The sequence below is a fragment of the Streptomyces endophytica genome (assembly GCF_026153355.1).
Lineage (GTDB): Bacteria > Actinomycetota > Actinomycetes > Streptomycetales > Streptomycetaceae > Streptomyces > Streptomyces endophytica.
In genome coordinates this window covers 2433727-2451947 of sequence record NZ_CP110636.1, presented here as the reverse complement: position 1 = coordinate 2451947, position 18221 = coordinate 2433727, and the positions used below count along the sequence as shown (strand labels likewise).

Annotated in this window: 12 protein-coding genes and 1 pseudogene; 7 read left to right on the top strand and 6 right to left on the bottom strand. The window is 73.4% G+C overall.

Features of this window, described 5'->3' with window-relative positions:
• Positions 1-152: 152 nt before the first annotated feature.
• A complete protein-coding gene (locus tag OJ254_RS11030; protein WP_265362195.1) occupies positions 153-2228 on the bottom strand; it encodes a hypothetical protein in 2076 nt (691 codons plus the stop codon).
• Between the two features lie 497 nt (positions 2229-2725).
• A complete protein-coding gene (locus tag OJ254_RS11025; RefSeq protein ID WP_265365120.1) occupies positions 2726-3874 on the bottom strand; it encodes a secretion protein snm4 in 1149 nt (382 codons plus the stop codon).
• Positions 3875-4178: 304 nt separating this feature from the next.
• Between OJ254_RS11025 and OJ254_RS11020 the strand changes: the two genes are divergently transcribed.
• From OJ254_RS11020 to rarD, 7 genes are all read left to right on the top strand, one after another.
• The gene (locus OJ254_RS11020) at positions 4179-5444 is read left to right on the top strand and encodes a sensor histidine kinase (RefSeq protein ID WP_265362194.1); all 1266 of its coding nucleotides are present in this window, start codon (positions 4179-4181) and stop codon (positions 5442-5444) included.
• Positions 5445-5782: 338 nt separating this feature from the next.
• Positions 5783-7108 (top strand): sensor histidine kinase, encoded by a 1326-nt coding sequence (locus OJ254_RS11015; RefSeq protein ID WP_265362193.1) that lies wholly within the window; start codon positions 5783-5785, stop codon positions 7106-7108.
• A gap of 186 nt (positions 7109-7294) precedes the next feature.
• Positions 7295-7954, top strand: a complete 660-nt coding sequence (locus tag OJ254_RS11010; RefSeq protein WP_265365119.1) for a response regulator transcription factor — start codon at positions 7295-7297, stop codon at positions 7952-7954.
• Positions 7955-8249: 295 nt separating this feature from the next.
• Positions 8250-10202: a 2-oxoacid:acceptor oxidoreductase subunit alpha gene (locus tag OJ254_RS11005; RefSeq protein ID WP_265362192.1), complete on the top strand. Its 1953-nt coding sequence runs from the start codon at positions 8250-8252 to the stop codon at positions 10200-10202.
• Positions 10195-11289, top strand: coding sequence for a 2-oxoacid:ferredoxin oxidoreductase subunit beta (locus OJ254_RS11000; RefSeq protein ID WP_265362191.1), 1095 nt, complete (start codon positions 10195-10197; stop codon positions 11287-11289). The genes OJ254_RS11005 and OJ254_RS11000 overlap by 8 nt, the downstream gene beginning before the upstream one ends.
• Before the next feature lie 178 nt (positions 11290-11467).
• Positions 11468-12334 (top strand): SDR family oxidoreductase, encoded by an 867-nt coding sequence (locus OJ254_RS10995; RefSeq protein WP_265362190.1) that lies wholly within the window; start codon positions 11468-11470, stop codon positions 12332-12334.
• A 229-nt stretch (positions 12335-12563) separates the two neighbouring features.
• Positions 12564-13589: an EamA family transporter RarD gene (rarD, locus tag OJ254_RS10990; protein WP_265362189.1), complete on the top strand. Its 1026-nt coding sequence runs from the start codon at positions 12564-12566 to the stop codon at positions 13587-13589.
• Here rarD and OJ254_RS10985 read toward each other — a convergent pair.
• The 4 genes and pseudogenes from OJ254_RS10985 to OJ254_RS10970 form a co-directional block, all read right to left on the bottom strand.
• A complete protein-coding gene (locus tag OJ254_RS10985) occupies positions 13579-14451 on the bottom strand; it encodes an ABC transporter permease (protein ID WP_265362188.1) in 873 nt (290 codons plus the stop codon). The two genes, rarD and OJ254_RS10985, sit on opposite strands and share 11 nt — an antisense overlap.
• Complete coding sequence (locus OJ254_RS10980) at positions 14438-15508, bottom strand: ABC transporter ATP-binding protein (protein ID WP_265365118.1); 1071 nt, start codon at positions 15506-15508, stop codon at positions 14438-14440. The genes OJ254_RS10985 and OJ254_RS10980 overlap by 14 nt, the downstream gene beginning before the upstream one ends.
• A gap of 85 nt (positions 15509-15593) precedes the next feature.
• Positions 15594-16873 (bottom strand): annotated as a pseudogene (locus OJ254_RS10975) (LolA family protein).
• 245 nt (positions 16874-17118) lie between these two features.
• Positions 17119-18132 carry a polyprenyl synthetase family protein gene (locus OJ254_RS10970; RefSeq protein WP_265362187.1) on the bottom strand — a complete coding sequence of 338 codons (1014 nt, stop codon included), beginning with the start codon at positions 18130-18132 and terminating at the stop codon, positions 17119-17121.
• Between the last annotated feature and the right edge of the window lie 89 nt (positions 18133-18221).

Here is an 18221-nt window from a genome sequence, read left to right as displayed (position 1 = left end):
ACGGTGAGCTTGTCCGTACTTCGCCCTACCTGGGCGGCTGGCAGCGTAGACGGCGGGCCCGGTTGTCTCAGAAGCCGTCTCACGGAGCGGACGAACGGGGCGTCCACGGGGCCCACGCCTTCGGAGGGCGAAGCCGCGGGTGATGATCCCGATCAGCGGATCGGACCGCCGTCGAAGGGGCTGCGGTGGTCGGGGCCGGGGGGAGCCGCCGGAGCGGGACCCGGTGCTGCGGCCGGGGCCTGGGGTTGAGCTTGGGCCTGGGCTTGGGCTGGGGCTGGGGCTTGGGCCGGTGGCGCTGCCGGGGGTGCGTACATCGGGGGCGGTTGATGGGGCGGGGATGCTTGCTGCGGCTGAGACGGCGCCGGATGCGGGTGAGGCATCTGTTGGGCTTGAGGTGCCTGGTGGGCCTGCGGTGCGTGTTGGATCTGCGACGCCTGGTGGGTCTGCGACGCCTGGTGGGCGTGGGATGCCTGGTGGGCCTGCGGTGCCTGGTGGGCGTGGGATGCCTGGTGGGCCTGCGGTGTCTCTTGGGTGTGAGGTGCCCTTGGCGGCTGATGCGGTTGTGGCTGCTGCGGCTGCCCGTTCTGCGGCTGCGGCTGCGGCTGCTGGCCCGGCTGGTGGTCCGGGTGGCCCGGCTGGTGGGCAGGCTGCTGTGCCCGCTGGCCCGGGTGGCTCGGCTGGTGGGCGGGCTGATGGGCGGGCTGGCTGGGCTGGTGGGCCGGCTGGCTCGGCTGGTGGGCGGGCTGGCTCGGCTGGTGGGCCGGCTGCCGGGCCTGGTGCTGTCGGCGTACCGGGTCCCGGGAGACCGCGCGGTCCATCGCCTCGGCCGCGATCCGGGCCGCCGCCTCCCGGGTCCGCTCCCCGAGCAGCTCGGTGCGGATGGCGCCGCCGGCCGCCAGATGGCGGTCGTACGGCAACGGCAGCACCGCCGCGCCACCGGCTCCGAGGTGGTCGGCGGCCTTGCGCACGTCGACGCCGCTGTCGGGCGAGGAGTGCGTGAGCACGACAACCGTGGTGGGCAGCAGGCCGGGGTGCAGCCCGCCGACCCAGTTGAGTACGGAACGGGTGGCCGCGACGCCCTCCGGGGTCGCCGGGGTGACCAGTATCCGCGCCTGCGTCGTCACCAGCGCCGTCCGCGCCACCTCGGCGGGCAGCGTCTCGCAGTCCACCACCGTGGCCGCGAAGTGCCGGCGCAGGGAGGTCATCACGATGCGGTAGGTGTCGAGGTCCAGGCGGGCGCCGATGGAGCCCTGGCTGCCGGGCAGCAGCCAGCCGCCGCCCGCGAACGGCAGCAGATAGCCGGTCAGGTCGGTGATCAGCATCGACGGATCGACGATCTGTGCCAGGTCCGTCCCGGACCAGCGCACCTCGCGGGCGCCCAGGCGGTGCGGCAGCGTGCCGAGCGCCGGGTCGGCCTCCACGGCGAGCACGGGGTCGGGCCGGTAGTGGGCGTAGGTGAGCGCCAGGAGGGCGGCGACGGTGGACTTGCCGGCGCCGCCACGGATGCTCGACACGGCTATCTGCCGACCGGTCGTCACCGGCTGCTGGATGGCGTGGGCGGCCTGTGTGACGGCGGCCGTCTCGGCGGCGGGGGACGAGGCGAACACCCGGCGCAGCGCGCGGCCCGCACGCCGGGCCAGCGGGTCGCCACGGCGCGGCCGCGGCCCGCCGTCGGCCAGTTCGGGCGGCAGCAGCGGCACGGAGACCGGCGTCCGCGCCGGCAGCCCGGGCCCCGGCCGGCCGTATCGGCCAGGCGCGGGAGCGGGCGCGGGCGCGGAAGCCGGGGCCTGGTCGGTGGTGGGGGCGAAGGTGGGTGCGGGGCTTGGGACGGGGGTGGGGGTGTAGACGGGCGGCGCGGCCAGCGCCCCGGCCGCCGGCATCGGCCCCGGCACAGACGCCTGCGGGGGTGCGGTGGGTGCCTGTGAGAGTGCGCTGGGTACCTGCGGGGACGCCGGGGCTGCCGAGGGGATGACGGCGGGCTGCGCCAGGGTGACAGCGGGCTGCGCCAGGGGGACGGCGGGCTGCGCCGGCGCCGGCATCGGCCCGGCACCCGCGGCGCCCGACACCTGCCACCCGGCCGATCCCTGCCCGCCGGCCGGCCCCTGGCCACCGGCCGACTCCTGGCCACCGGCTGACTCCTGGACACGGGCCGGCTCCTGGACACGGGCCGGCTCCTGGCCACCGAACTGCATCTGCCCGCCGAACTGCATCTGTCCGTCGTTCGGCATCTGACCGCCGCTGGACGCCTGACCACCGTTCGACGCCTGTCCGCCGCTCGGCATCTGCCCAGCGTTCGGCATCTGACCGCCAGCAGTCGCCTGGCTCTGCCCCGGCCGCTGTTCCGCCATCAGCCCGGACTCAGCCACCGGCCCGGATTCAGCCGTCAGCCCGGACCCAGCCGCCGGCCCGGAACCGGCCGCCGGAAGGGCGTCGTTACCCGCCCCCGCAGCCCCGTCCCTCCTCGTCACCGCGTCCACGTCCCCTCCTGCTTCCCATCCGGTCCCGGCCCCGTACTCCCCCGCTCCCCCAGCTCCCCCGGCTCTCCGTGCCCCCGTCCCCTGATACGTGCCCGCATCCGTCCGCAAGCCCGCATCCGCTCCCGCACGCGCATCCGTCCGCGGGCGACCGTCCGCCCCCGCACCCGCATCCCCCAGCGTCCCCGTGGGCCCGCCCATAGGCCCGCCCGTAGGCGCTCCCGAAGCCGACATGCCGTCATCCCTCCGGGTCAGGACGCGCCGAAGAGGAGGCCGTAGAGCCCGAAGGCGCCCAGGGCCACCGGGATGAGTGCCGCCACGCTCACCGACTCGACCAGGTCCAGCCAGCGCCGCAGCCGGGTGCGCAGCGGCTCCGGCACCCGTATCGCCGGGACCACGGCGGGCAGCACCGCCAGCACTCCGAGGGCGGCCAGCGCGAACGCCGGGGCGCCGCCGTCGGTGGCCCAGAGCAGGATCAGCCGGACGGCTGTCGCGAGGCCGGCCGCGAGCAGCGCGACGACCTCCACCGCCAGGGGGTACGCCCGCGCCCGCGAGCACAGCACGACGCTCAGCAGCAGCGCTGCGAGCACCGTCCACAGGCCGGGGGTCTGCACCGCGAGCACCCCGCCCGCGCCCGCCGAGACGGCCGTCGCCACCGTGGCCAGGGAGAGCTCCCGGTGTGCGCCGCCGAGGGCGGCCCCCACCTGGTGGCGGCTGACCGGGGTGCCGCCGGAGCGCTGGTCGTCGAGCCGGGTCAGCCCTGCCGTCATCAGGGCGAGCCGGGGGAGGTATCCGAGGACCAGTACGGAGACGAAGGCGAGCGCAACTCCCGTACGGGCGGGGGTGGTCAGCGCCAGCCCCAGCTCCCACGCGCCGACCGCGAGCGCGACCGACGCGGCGCCCGTCAGGGCGGCGCGGCCCGCGGCCGTGCAGAGTCCGAGGAGCGCGAGCACGGCCGCGGCGGTGAGGCCGACGGCGGCGAGCCGGGCGCCGCCACCAGGGGCGGCCTGCCAGGCGGCGGTGACCCCGAGGGTGCCGCCGAGCAGCAACAGGGCGGCCGCGGGGGCGTGCTGCCCGCTCCGTACGGCACCCGGGGCGCGCTGTCCGTCCCTCCCGGCGAGCGCACCGACGGCCGCTCCGGCCCCGGCGGCCACGACGGCGGCGATACCGGCCACCAGGGCGGCACCGTCCCCGAACCAGCTGTGCGCCCAGACTCCGGCGACCGCCGCGAGCAGCACGCTCGACGTCGCCGCCGTCCACGTCCTGCTGCGGTCGCCCCAACCCCAGCCGCGGACGTCGAGGGAGGCGGCCACCGTGCCGGTGGTGTGCGGCGCCGCGTCAGCCGGCTGCCGTACGGCGGATTCCGGCGTCACTACCAGGCCGTCGTCGCCCCGCGCCATCGCCACTCGCCCCTCCCGTTGTGCATCGCCACACAATAAGGTCCCGCCGGCGCGCCGTGTCCACCGCTGTGGATAACGAGACCGGCATCAACCTGCACCAACGCCCCGTACCGGGTCGCGGATCGGGTCGCCTTCCCGCTCGCTCCCCACGTCGTGCCGATGACCTGCGGGAAGGTCCGCCGCACGAGCCGCGGGGCGACCCGTCGCCCGGCCCGCCGTCCGGCACGCGGGGTGGGGAAAACCCCACCGCCCCTGCTCCGGCCACCCCATGGCACGGCGGGCCGCGGCCGGGCAGGCTGGGCGCATGACCGTGAGTTCCCGACCCCGTGCCGCCGACGACACCTCTGACGAGGTGTCACCTCCGCCGCCGCGCGCCCCGTTCGACGCCGTGACCTGGCGGGAGATCGGCCATCTGCTGGCCAACTTGCCGTTGGGCGTCGCGGCGTTCGCGGTGCTGGTGGTGTGGCTGACGCTGGGCACCGGGCTGTCGGTGACCGTCATCGGTCTGCCGCTGCTGGCTCTCGGCCTGAAGGCGTGCCGCCGGTACGGGAGGCTGGAGCGGGCCCGGGCGCGGGCGCTGCTCGGGGTGCGGGTCGCCGAGCCGAGCCCGCTGCGTCCGCGCGACCAGGGGGTGTTCCCGTGGTTGTGGACGGGTCTGAAAGACCCGGTCGCCTGGCGGCACGCGCTGTTCGCGTTCGTCCGGCTGCCGTGGTCCGTGCTCACCTTCGCGGTCGTGCTGGTCTCGCTCTTCGTGGGCTGGCCGGTGCTGCCCTGGGTGGCGCGCGGGCTGGCGAACGTGGACCGGGCGATGGTGCGCGGACTGCTGTCGCCCTCGGACGAGCTGGAGCGGCGGATCGCCGAACTGGAGGCTGACCGGATGACGGTCACCGACACCGCGGCCGCCGATCTGCGGCGTATCGAACGGGACCTCCACGACGGTGCGCAGGCCCGGCTGGTCGCGCTCGCGATGGGTCTGGGCCTGGCGAAGGAGAAACTGCTGGAGGGGCAGGCCGACGAGACCGTGGCGGCGATGGTGGACGAGGCGCACGGCGAGGTGAAGCTGGCGCTGCAGGAGCTGCGGGACCTGGCCCGCGGCATCCACCCGGCGATCCTGACCGACCGCGGGCTGGGGCCGGCCCTGGCCTCGCTGGCCGGGCGCTGCACGGTGCCGGCGACGGTGGCGGTGGATCTGGCCGAGCGGCCCGCGCCGGCGATCGAGGGCATCGCGTACTTCACCGTCTCGGAGCTGCTGCAGAACGTCTCCAAGCACAGCACGGCCCGGCAGGCGTCCGTCGAGGTGTGGCGGTCCGCGGACCGGCTGCTGATCCAGGTCGTGGACGACGGGACGGGCGGAGCGCGGCTGGACGGCGGCAGCGGGCTGGCGGGGCTGGCCGAGCGGCTGGGGTCGGTGGACGGGCTTTTCCTGCTGAGCTCACCGGCCGGCGGCCCCACCCGGGTGACCGCGGAACTGCCCTGGCGGGCCCGGCCGGGCGCCGGCGCGGGGCCGTCTTCCGGGGCCGGGCGGGCCGCGTCCGGGACCCGCCCGGAGCCGGCACGTAAACGCCGCTGAGCGGCGGGCCGTCCGACCGCCCCCGACCCGCGGCCCGGGTAACGCCCGCCGAGCAGCGGAGCGCCCCCGACCCGCGGCCCCGGAGTAACACCACTGAGCAGCGGAGCGCCCCCGACCCGCGGCCCCGGGGTGGGGAAAACCCCCGGAACGGACTGCGAGCAGCCTCATGGTGCGGGGCGGGCGGGTCGCGGACGCTGGTCACGGCGAACGCGACGGCCCCACGGCCCATTGCCCCGTGGCCCCACGGCCCATGGCGGCACGCCCACCCGGCCACCCGGCAGAACGGCAGAACGGCCACCCGGCAGAAACGGCCACCCGGCAGAACGGACGACGAGACGATGGAATCCGCATACACCCCGCAGCCCCGCCCCCACCCCCGTCCCTCCCGGGTACCCGTGGCGCTGCGTGCCCCCGTCTCCGGGCGCACCTGGCGGGAGTTCCTGTACCTCTTCCTCAGCTATCCGATCGCCTGCCTGATGTTCGTCTACGCGATCGGGGTGATCACGGTCGGCGCCGGCCTGCTGGTCACGTTCCTCGGCATCCCGGTGCTGGCCGGCGGTCTGGCCGGCGCGCGGGGGCTGGGCGCCCTGGAGCGGGCGCGGGCCCGGGCGCTGCTGGGGCTGGAGGTGGCCACCCCGGAGCCGGTGCGTCCCGCGAAACCGGGTCTGATGGCGTGGATCGGGGCCGTCCTGAAGAGCGGGGTGTCCTGGCGGCACCTCCTCTACTGCCTGCTGCACTTCCCGTGGGCGATCTTCGCCTTCGTCTTCTCGCTGACGTTCTGGACGCTCGGCTGGACGCTGCTGACGTACCCGTTGTGGCGGTGGACCTTCTCCGCCTACCTGGGGCAGCCGGGCATCCAGCTGTGGGGCGACGGCACGGGCAACGGCGTCTACCTCGACACCCCGGCGGAGGTCGGGCTGGCCAGCGGGACCGGGCTGCTGCTCGTGCTGGCCGGGCCGTGGCTGATCCGCGGGCTGACCCAGGTGGACCGGGTCATGGTGCAGGGCCTGCTGGGGCCGTCGTCCCTCGCCACCCGGGTCTCGCAGCTGGAGTCGGACCGCGGCGTGGTGGTGGACACCGCGGCCGCCGACCTGCGGCGCATCGAGCGCGATCTGCACGACGGGGCGCAGGCCCGGCTGGTGTCGCTGGCGATGGACCTGGGCCTGGCCAAGGAGAAGCTGGCGGAGGATCCGCAGGCCGCCGCGAAGATGGTCGACGAGGCGCACGGCGAGGTGAAGATCGCCCTCCAGGAGCTGCGGGACCTGGCCCGCGGCATCCACCCGGCGATCCTCACCGACCGGGGGCTGGGCCCGGCGCTGTCGGCGCTGGCGGCGCGCTGCACGGTCCCGGTGACGGTGACCGTGGACCTCGACCACCGGCCGGCCGCGGCGATCGAGGGCATCGCGTACTTCACCGCCTCCGAGCTGCTGCAGAACGTCTCCAAGCACGCCCGGGCCGGCGCCGCCACGCTGGACGTCTGGCGCACCGGGGACCGCCTGATGGTCCTGGTGACGGACGACGGCCGGGGCGGCGCCCATACGGACGACGGGACCGGGCTGGCCGGACTCGCCGAACGCCTCACCGCCGTCGAGGGCCTGCTGATCGTCGACTCGCCGGTCGGCGGCCCGACCCACATCACCGCCGAGCTGCCCTGGCGCGGCTGACCCGGGCCCCGCGCCTCCGACAGCCCCGCCCACCTCGCCCATGCCTCCCCCACCCACCTCTCCCACGCCTCCCCCGCCCACCCGGGACGCCGCCTCCCTCCCCCGCTCCGTCCGCACCCTGGGATGCTGGGTCCCGACAGGACGGGCGCGTACGAGGCATGGGGGATCCGATCCGTGGAGAACAAGGTGCGGGTGGTCATCGCCGAGGATTCGGTGCTGCTCCGGGAGGGGCTGACCAGGCTCCTCACCGACCGGGGGCACGAGGTCGTGGCGGGCGTGGGGGACGCCGAGGCGCTGATCAAGGTGATCGGGGAGCTGGCCGACGAGGGCGCGCTGCCGGACGTGGTGGTGGCGGACGTGCGGATGCCGCCGACGCACACCGACGAGGGCGTACGGGCCGCCATCCGGCTCCGCCGGGACCACCCCGACCTGGGGGTTCTGGTGCTCTCGCAGTACGTGGAGGAGCAGTACGCCACGGAGCTGCTGGCCGGGTCGACCCGGGGCGTCGGCTATCTGCTGAAGGACCGGGTGGCCGAGGTCCGCGAGTTCGTCGACGCGGTGGTGCGGGTCGCCGGGGGCGGTACGGCCCTGGACCCGGAGGTGGTGGCGCAGTTGCTGGGCCGCAGCCGCAAGCAGGACGTGCTGGCGCATCTGACGCCGCGCGAGCGGGAGGTGCTGGGGCTGATGGCCGAGGGCCGGACGAACTCCGCCGTCGCCCGCCAGCTGGTGGTCAGTGACGGCGCGGTCGAGAAGCACGTCAGCAACATCTTCCTGAAGCTGGGCCTGGCGCAGAGTGACGGGGATCACCGCAGGGTGCTCGCCGTCCTGACCTACCTCAATTCCTGAGCGCCTGACAGGCTGTCAGACGTCCAGTTCACGGGGTGTTCACCGCCGGGCCGGGCCCCGGGACGGAGAACCGGGGGCGAAGTCCGGAGCGTCATGAAGAAGGGGTCACCGGGGCGGTGATTTCATGACAAAACGCACCAGATCGGTGTCTCATGGTGACGTCCACCATGTGATCGACCCAGGGAAGGTCACCCTTACCCACGTACGATGGTTATGGGACAACCGGTCGGTACGACACGTCCCGAGCCCTGCCTCCGGCGGGGACGCCGCACCCCTTAGAGGGAGGTCCGAAGCAGTGACCAGCCAGGTCAGTAGCCCAGCCGAGCAGGCCGACGCAGCGCTCGTCGGGGGACAGCGCTCCTCCGGCAGCGGCGGCGAGGGCAAAGAAGTCCGGCGCCTGGACCGGGTGATCATCCGGTTCGCCGGTGACTCCGGCGACGGAATGCAGCTCACCGGGGACCGGTTCACATCGGAGACGGCGTCGTTCGGTAACGACCTGTCGACGCTGCCGAACTTCCCCGCCGAGATCCGGGCCCCCGCCGGGACCCTGCCCGGCGTCTCCAGCTTCCAGCTGCACTTCGCCGACCACGACATCCTCACGCCCGGTGACGCTCCGAACGTCCTGGTCGCGATGAACCCGGCCGCGCTGAAGGCGAACCTCCCGGACGTCCCGCGGGGCGCGGAGATCATCGTCAACACCGACGAGTTCACCAAGCGCCCGATGGCGAAGGTCGGCTACGCGACCAGCCCGCTGGAGGACGGCTCGCTCTCGGCGTACAACGTCCACCCGGTGCCGCTGACGACGCTGACCATCGAGGCGCTCAAGGATTTCGGGCTCTCCCGCAAGGAGGCCGAGCGCAGCAAGAACATGTTCGCGCTGGGTCTGCTCTCGTGGATGTACCACCGTCCGACCGAGGGCACCGAGAAGTTCCTGCGGGACAAGTTCGCCAAGAAGCCGGACATCGCGGAGGCGAACGTCACCGCCTTCCGGGCCGGCTGGAACTTCGGCGAGACGACCGAGGACTTCGCGGTCTCCTACGAGGTCGCGCCGGCCACCAAGGCGTTCCCGACCGGCACCTACCGCAACATCTCCGGCAACCTCGCGCTGTCCTACGGCCTGGTCGCCGCCTCCCAGCAGGCCGATCTGCCGCTGTACCTGGGCTCGTACCCGATCACCCCGGCCTCCGACATCCTGCACGAGCTGTCCAAGCACAAGAACTTCGGTGTGCGGACGTTCCAGGCGGAGGACGAGATCGCCGGCATCGGCGCGGCGCTGGGCGCGGCGTTCGGCGGCTCGCTGGCGGTGACGACCACCTCCGGCCCGGGCGTGGCCCTGAAGTCCGAGACCATCGGGCTCGCGGTCAGCCTCGAACTGCCGCTGCTGATCGTCGACATCCAGCGCGGCGGCCCGTCGACGGGTCTGCCGACCAAGACGGAGCAGGCCGACCTGCTGCAGGCGATGTACGGGCGCAACGGCGAGGCGCCGGTGCCGATCGTGGCGCCCAGGACGCCCGCCGACTGCTTCGACGCGGCACTGGAGGCGGCCCGCATCGCGCTGACGTACCGCACCCCGGTCTTCCTGCTCTCCGACGGCTACCTGGCCAACGGCTCCGAGCCCTGGCGGATCCCCGACGTCGCCGAACTCCCCGACCTGCGCGTGCAGTTCGCCTCCGGCCCCAACCACGTCGCGGTGGACGGCACCGAGGTGTTCTGGCCCTACAAGCGCGATGAGCAGACCCTCGCGCGCCCCTGGGCCATCCCCGGCACGCCGGGCCTGGAGCACCGCATCGGCGGCATCGAGAAGCAGGACGGCACCGGCAACATCTCCTACGACCCGGCCAACCACGACTTCATGGTGCGCACCCGCCAGGCGAAGGTGGACGGCATCGAGGTCCCCGACATCGAGGTCGACGACCCCACCGACGAGGGCGGCCGCGGCGCCGGCACCCTCGTCCTGGGCTGGGGCTCGACGTACGGCCCGATCACCGCCGCGGTACGGCGCGTACGGGGCGCAGGGGAGCGCATCGCGCAGGCCCATCTGCGCCACCTCAACCCCTTCCCGCGGAATCTCGGCGAGGTGCTGGCGCGTTACGACAAGGTGATCGTGCCGGAGATGAACCTCGGACAGCTCGCCACCCTGCTGCGCGCCAAGTACCTCGTCGACGCGCGGTCGCACACCCAGGTCAGCGGAATGCCGTTCAAGGCCGAGCAGCTCGCGGAGGTCTTTAAGGAGGCCATCAATGACTGAGACGATCTCGGAGCGGGCCTCGCACCCCGAGGCGCTCTCCCTGGTGCCCAAGGCCGAGGCCAGGCAATCCATGAAGGACTTCAAGTCCGACCAGGAAGTGCGCTGGTGCCCCGGCTGCGGTGACTACGCCGTCCTCGCCGCCGTGCAGGGCTTCATGCCCGAGCTCGGCCTGGCGAAGGAGAACATCGTCTTCGTCTCCGGCATCGGCTGCTCCTCCCGCTTCCCGTACTACATGAACACCTACGGGATGCACTCCATCCACGGCCGCGCCCCGGCCATCGCCACCGGCCTGGCGTCCTCGCGGCGCGATCTGTCCGTGTGGGTGGTCACGGGTGACGGCGATGCGCTCTCCATCGGCGGCAACCACCTCATCCACGCCCTGCGGCGCAACGTCAACCTCAAGATCCTGCTGTTCAACAACCGGATCTACGGCCTGACCAAGGGCCAGTACAGCCCCACCTCCGAGGTCGGCAAGATCACCAAGTCGACCCCGATGGGCTCGCTGGACGCGCCGTTCAACCCGGTCTCGCTGGCCCTCGGCGCCGAGGCGACCTTCGTGGCCCGCACGGTCGACTCCGACCGCAAGCACCTCACCTCGGTGCTGCGCGCCGCCGCCGACCACCCCGGCACGGCCCTGGTCGAGATCTACCAGAACTGCAACATCTTCAACGACGGCGCCTTCGAGGTGCTCAAGGACAAGGAGCAGGCCCAGGAGGCCGTCATCCGCCTGGAGCACGGCCAGCCGATCCGCTTCGGCGCGCCGGCCGAGGACGGTCTCGGCGTCAAGGGCGTGGTCCGCGACCCGGCCACCGGCGACCTCAAGGTCATCGACGTCCGGGAGGAGGGCGCGGACGGCGTGCTGGTGCACGACGCCCACAGCCCCTCGCCCACCACGGCCTTCGCGCTGTCCCGGCTCGCCGACCCCGACACGCTGCACCACACCCCCATCGGTGTGCTGCGCAACGTCGACCGGCCGGTCTACGACACGCTGATGGCCGACCAGCTGGACACCGCCGTCGACCAGAAGGGCAAGGGCGACCTGTCCGCCCTGCTCAGCGGCACGGACACCTGGACGGTCGTCGGCTGAGGACCTGCCCGAGGAACTGCTGAGGGCCTGCTGAGGGCCTCTCGCCGGGTGCCCGTAGGAGAGGCGTCGTACGGCGCCCCCTGCGGGCACCCGCCGCTTCGGCCCGGCTTCCGGCGCGTCCCTTCTGCACGTCCGGTACGGGTGCCATGCTGGCGGCCTCCGAACCAGGGGGCAGAACATGGGCATCGTCGTCACCGGCGCCACCGGAGCGCTCGGCCGGCTCGTCATCGAGGAACTGCTCACCCGCACCGCCCCGGCCGGCATCGTCGGCCTCGCCCGGGACCCGGCCAGGGCCGTCGATCTGGAGGCGCGCGGCGTCGGGATCAGGACCGCGGACTACGGCCGGCCCGAGACCCTGGAGGACGTCTTCGCGGCCGGCGACCGGGTGCTGCTGGTCTCCGGGAGCGAGGCCGGGCAGCGGGTCACCCAGCACCGCACGGTGATCGACGCCGCCCGGGAGGCCGGCGTGGCGCTGCTGGCGTACACCAGCGTGCTGGGCGGGCCCACCGCGACCTTCACCCTCGCCGAGGAGCACCTCGCCACCGAACAGGCGCTGCTCGCCTCGGGTGTGCCGTACTGCCTGCTGCGCAACGGCTGGTGCCACGAGGACTACACCGGGGCGCTGGCCACCACGCTCAAGAACGGCGCGGTGTTCGGCTGTGCCGGCGAGGGCCGGGTGGCCACCGCCGCGCGCCGGGACTACGCCGAGGCGGCCGCCGTGGTGCTCACCGGCACCGGTCACGAGAACACCGTCTACGAGCTGAGCGGCGACACCGCCTGGTCGATGGCCGAGTACGCCGCCGAGGTGTCCCGGCGGACCGGCCGCCGGATCCCGTACCGCGATCTGCCGCAGAAGGAGTACGTGGCCCGGATGATCGAGTCGGGCATGCCGGCGCTGGGCGCGCGGATGGCGGCCGAGGCGGACGCCGGGATCGCGCGCGGGGAACTGGCGTCCACCCCCGGCGACCTCTCCCGGCTCATCGGCCGCCCGACCACCCCGATCACCGAGGCCCTCGCGGAGGCACTGGCGCGGCTGGAGGGTTGAACGGGCCTGCGCGGCCGCGGGGCGGGCGGCCGGGAAGCCCCGCGACGGCCCGGACCCCGGACGGCCCGCGGCCGCCCGCGCGCGTCCCGCCCCCGCGTCCGCGGCCGACCTGCGACGTCGCCTGTCATCACCGTTTTTTGCATACACACATGACACGCGGCCCGGTCCGGCGCTACCTTCAACAGGGGCGACCGTCACCGAGCCGGCGCAGCACAACCAGGAGGGCTCCTTGCAGTCTCGAAGCGATCAGCGCGCCGGCCTCGTCTTCGGCATCGCCGCCTACACCATGTGGGGCCTGCTGCCCCTCTACTGGCATCTGCTGGACGCGGCCTCGCCGTCGGAGATCCTGGCGCACCGCATGGCGTGGTCGCTGCCCGTCGCGGTCGTCATCCTGGCCGCGACGCGCCGCTGGGCCTGGATACGTCCGCTGCTGCGGCAGCCCAGGCGGCTGGGGCTGGTGCTGGTCTGCGCCGTGGTGATCTCGACGAACTGGTTCCTCTACATCTGGGCGGTCAACGCCGGTCACGTCCTGGAGGCGTCGCTCGGCTACTTCATCAACCCGCTGGTCAGCATCGCCTTCGGCGTGATCTTCCTGCGCGAGCGACTGCGGCCGCTGCAGTGGACGGCGGTGGGCGTCGGCGCCCTCGCCGTCGTCGTGATGACCGTCGCCTACGGCAAGATGCCCTGGATCGCGCTCGGCCTGGCCTTTACGTTCGCGACGTACGGGCTGGTCAAGAAGGGCATCAAGCTCGACGGCATCGAGGGCTTCAGCGCCGAGACGGCGATGCAGCTGCTGCCCGCGCTGGGCTTCCTGATCTATCTGGGGACGCGCGGCGAGTCGGCGTTCGTCAGCGGCGGGGTGGGCCAGGCGCTGCTGCTGGCCGGCTGCGGGGTCGCGACCGCGGTGCCGCTGATCTGCTTCGGCGCCTCGGCGGTCCGGCTGCCGCTGACCGTGATCGGGATGATGCAGTACCTGGCGCCGACGTTCCAGTTCGTGCTGGGCCTCACCGTCTTCCACGAGGAGATGCCGGCCGAACGCTGGGCCGGCTTCGGGCTGGTGTGGGTCGCGCTGGCCGTGCTGACCTGGGACGCGCTGCGTACGGCGCGGCGGGCCCGGGCCCAGCTGGCCGACGCCGCCGCCCGCGCGGGCGAGGCGGCCGCGGAACTGGCCCGGGCGGCCGCGGAAGAGGCCCGGGCGGCCCGGACCGCGCAGGCGGGCCCCGGTCCGGCGGACGCCACCGGTCCTACGCCGTGATGTCGCGGGTGGTGAACCGCGCCCAGGCCGCCGAGCCGAACACCGCGGCGTAGAGCGCCTGCAGTCCGAGGTTCTTCTGCAGCTGGTCCCAGTAGACCGGGTCCCGGAGCAGGTCGGCGAACGACAGCCAGTAGTGCGGGAAGAGATACGGCTGGACGGCGCTGAGCTGCGGGATGGTGTCCAGGATCTGCACGGTGATCAGCAGGCCGACCGTGGTCGCCATCGCGGCGATACCGCTGCTGGTGAGCGCCGAGATGAACAGGCCCACGGCGGCCACGCCGATCAGGGACAGCGCCACCACGACGGCGATGGCCAGCGCCCGCAGCAGCCCCTCGCCGAAGGATATGGACGTCCCGGACAGCAGGGTGACCTCGCCCAGCGGGAAGAGCAGCGCCCCGGTGATCAGCGCGGAGAGCGCCACGACCAAGGTGGCGACCAGGCAGAACGTCAGGGTGGTGGCGTATTTGACCAGCAGCAGGCGGGTCCGGCCGGCGGGCGCGACGAGGAGGTAGCGCAGGGTGCCGCCGTGGGCCTCCCCGGCCAGGGAGTCCCCGGCGATCACGCCGATGGACATCGGCAGGAAGAACGGCAGCGTCACCGCGAGCGAGGTGAACACCAGGAAGAGGCCGTTGTGGGTGACCTGGGAGATGAACGCCGGGCCGCCCTGGCCGCCCCCGCCGCCCGGACCGCCGTCCCCCGTCTCGATCTTGACGGCGATGCCGACCAGCACCGGCACGCCTGCGAGCACCGCCAGCAGCGCGAGGGTCCGCCAGCGCCGGAAGGTCATGGTGATCTCGCTGCGCAGCAGGCCCAGCGACCACAGCGGTCGGGGTCGGCGCAGCACGCCCTCAGCCTGCGACATCGAAGCCCTCCCCGGTCAGCTGCACGAAAATGTCCTCCAGCGTGGCCCGTTCGGTGCCGAAACCGCGCACCCGGACCCCGGCGTGCACCAGCGCGGCGTTGAGGTCGGCGAGCTCGGGCGGGCCGGCCCCGTCGTCGGCTTCCGGCAGCTCGCCCGTGACCCGGTCGTCGGTGATCTGCAGGCCGGTCAGACCGTGCTCCTTCAGAACCCGGACCGCGTCCGCCGGGTCCGGGGTGGTGACCGTCAGCCGGCCGGGGCCGCGCGAGCCGAGGACGGTCGTGGAGAGGTCCGCGACCGTGCCCTGGGTGATCAGCCGGCCACGGGCCATCACCGCCGCGTGGGTGCAGACCTGCTCGATCTCGTCGAGGAGGTGTGAGGAGAGGAAGACCGTGGTGCCGTCCGCGGCCAGCTCGCGGACCAGCGAACGGATCTCCCGCATGCCCTGCGGGTCCAGGCCGTTGGTCGGCTCGTCGAGCACCAGCAGCTCGCGGGGCCGCAGCAGCGCCGCGGCCAGGCCGAGCCGCTGCTTCATGCCGAGGGAGTAGGCCCGCGCCTTCTTCCCGGCCGCCGCCCCCAGGCCGACCCGCTCCAGGGCGTGGCCCACCCGCGCGTCGCGGGTGCGCGGGTCGGCGTCCGGGTCGGCGGCGTCGAAGCGCCGGAGGTTGTCCCGGCCGCTGAGGAAGCCGTAGAGCGCCGGGCCCTCGATGAGCGCTCCCACCTTGGGCAGCACCCGGCGGCCCGCGGCGGGCATCGGCTGCCCGAGCACCCTCGCGCTGCCGGCGGTCGCGTCGATCAGGCCCATCAGCATCCTGATGGTGGTGGTCTTGCCGGAGCCGTTGGGACCGAGGAACCCGAAGACGCTGCCGCGCGGCACGACCAGATCGAGCCCCTCGACCGCGAGCTGCCCCCCTCGGTACGCCTTGGTCAGCCCCCGCGTCTCGATCGCCCACTCCCCTGCGGACGGCACCCCGGGACCGGGCGCGGGCGTACCGGCCGGGCCGGAGCCGCGGGTGGGCGGGCGCGCGCCGTCGGGGCCCGTGGCGGGCTGCTTGGGCATCGGCTCCCCCATGTCGTGCGGCTGGGCCACGGGCCACCGCACCGCCCCGACGGGCGGCACGGCGGTCCCGCGCTGACGGGGCCCGTTACTTCGCGGCGTCGGCCGCGTGGATCAGGGCCTGCTTGTCGACGGCACCGACGTAGACCGTGCCGTTGTCCGTTATCAGGGCGTTGACCAGGCGGGTGCTGAACATCCGGCCGGAGCCGAACGACCCGCTGACCTTCTCGCCGAAGCTGTCCAGGAACTTCCCGGCGTCACCGGAGGCCCGGTCCTTGCCGGAGGGCAGTCCCGCGCCGGTGCCCTTGATCGTGGCGATGGACGTCCAGCCCTTGCCGAGGACGTTCAGCCCGCCGAAGTCCTTCCGCGGGTCCTTCGTGTCCTTGCGGGACCCGAAGTCCTTGAACTTCTTGCCGTGTTCGCGCTGCGCCGTCGCCCGCTGCTTGTCGCCGTCGACGACCTTGGCGCCCTTGGGCGGCGTGAAGGAGAAGAGGTCCGCGGCCGGCTTGGCGAAGTCGACGTTGGTGTAGCCGACGTCGATGGCGGCCGCGCCGCCGCTCTTCGGGGTCAGGGTGAACTTCAGCGGGACGCCGTTGTCGGCGTCCACCGCGACCCGGATCGAGCCGACCGTCGAGGCGGCCTGCTTGGGCTTGATCAGCAGCTGGTAGGCGTCCCGTCCGGCGACCCTGGCGGTGCCGTCGACGGTGACCGAGGTGGTGTCACCGGCAGCCTGGAGGACCTTCTTCGCCAGGTCCTGCGGGGTGGCGTTCTTCAGGTCGCCCGGAAGGCCCTCGGGGGACCGCTTGTGCGTGCCGTGTCGGCCGTCTTCGGGTGCGGTGCTGTGCACCGCGGTGTTGCTGCCGCTGTCGTACGCCCAGACCTCGTTGCCGTTGTGGACGAGGCTGTATTCGGCGGCCTTGTCGACGATGGACACCCGCTGCTTCTCGGGCCGTCGGCGGCGACGCGGAGCGTGTGCGCGCCGGACGCCAGCTCCATCAGCTTGCTCTGGGGCGACGCGGACGCGCCGTCGTCCTGGCCGTGCTCACCCTTCTCGCCGCCCTGGCCTCCGCCGAAGCCGCCGGCCGCGGCACCGCCCGGCAGGGCCGGCAGGCCGAGGTCCGTGCTGACCCGGACCGTGCCGGACAGCTGCTGGACGTCCGACTTGGCGATCTTGGCTATGAGGTCCTGGGCCGAGATCTTCGGCAGGTCCGGGGAACCCGAGCCGGCGAATGCCGGGACCAGTCCGATCGTCGCCGCCGCCACCCCCGCCACCGCGACCGGCACGGCGTACCGCACCGCTTTCCGACGCCTCGGGGAGTGCCCCCCGTCCGCTTCGTCGGTGACCTCTGTCGGTTCGTACCGTGGCATCTGCCTACCTCCGTCGTCTGCGGCGGCCGTCGAGCTGTCCACTCGCCCTCCCCTGGGGCTCATTGTGGCCTGACCGCCGCGCTGTGGTGTTCTCCATCTCACCAATTCGCGCGGCGCATCGCGTCAGCCCGCGGGTCCAACTCGTCCTACTGCTGAGGTATGACGCCCGGTCATCACACGACGGAACCCGTACGACCTGGGGTTGACCGAACCCTGAGGAGAGGGGGGCGAACCCTTAGGGGGTGTCAGCCCGCTCGGTGGACCACCGCGTCGCAGAGGCCTTCCAGGGCCGCCTTGGACGTGCACGCCGGGAGCGGGGCCAGCGTCGCGCGGGCTTCCTCCGCGTAGCGGACGGTGTCCCGGCGGGCCTCTTCGAGCGCCGGGTGGGCGCGCAGCCCGGCGAGCGCCTCGGCGTGCCGGACGTCGTCGGTGAGGTCGCCGGCGAGCAGTTCGCACAGCGCCCGGTCCTCGGGCGTGCCGGCGTCGCTCTCGGCGCGGGCCCGCAGCCGCAGCACCGGCAGCGTCGGGATGCCCTCGCGGAGGTCCGTACCGGGCGTCTTGCCCGATTCGTGCGAGTCGCTGGCGATGTCCAGGACGTCGTCGGCCAGCTGGAAGGCGGTGCCCAGCCGCTCGCCGTACTGGGTGAGGATGTTGGCCGTGGACTCCTGGGCGCCCGACATCATGGCGCCGAAGCGGCAGGCGACGGCCACGAGCGAGCCGGTCTTGCCCGCGAGGACGTCGAGGTAGTGGTCGATGGGGTCGCGGCCGTCGCGCGGTCCGGCGGTCTCCAGGATCTGGCCGGTCACCAGGCGCTCGAACGCCTGGGCCTGGATCCGGACGGCCTCCGGCCCGAGGTCGGCGAGGATGTGCGAGGCGCGGGCGAAGAGGAAGTCGCCGGTCAGCACCGCGACGGAGTTGCCCCAGCGGGCGTTGGCGCTGGCCACCCCGCGGCGCACTTCCGCCTCGTCCATCACGTCGTCGTGGTAGAGCGTCGCCAGGTGCGTGAGCTCCACGACGACGGCGGAGGGCACCACGCCCGGGCTGTGGGGGTCACCGAATTGGGCGGCCAGCATCACCAGCAGCGGCCGGAACCGCTTGCCGCCCGCGCGCACGAGATGCTGCGCGGCTTCGGTGATGAACGGCACGTCGCTCTTGGTGGCCTCCAGCAGGCCCTCCTCGACAGCCGCCAACCCGGCCTGGACATCGGCCTCAAGAGCCTGGTCCCGCACGCTCAGCCCGAAGGGCCCGACGACGGTCACGAGGGGTACTCCTGTCTGCTGACGATCAAACTGAATGTCGATCTGTCGCTGTCTCCACCATTGGCCAGCGTATCCGGTCGCAGTTCGAT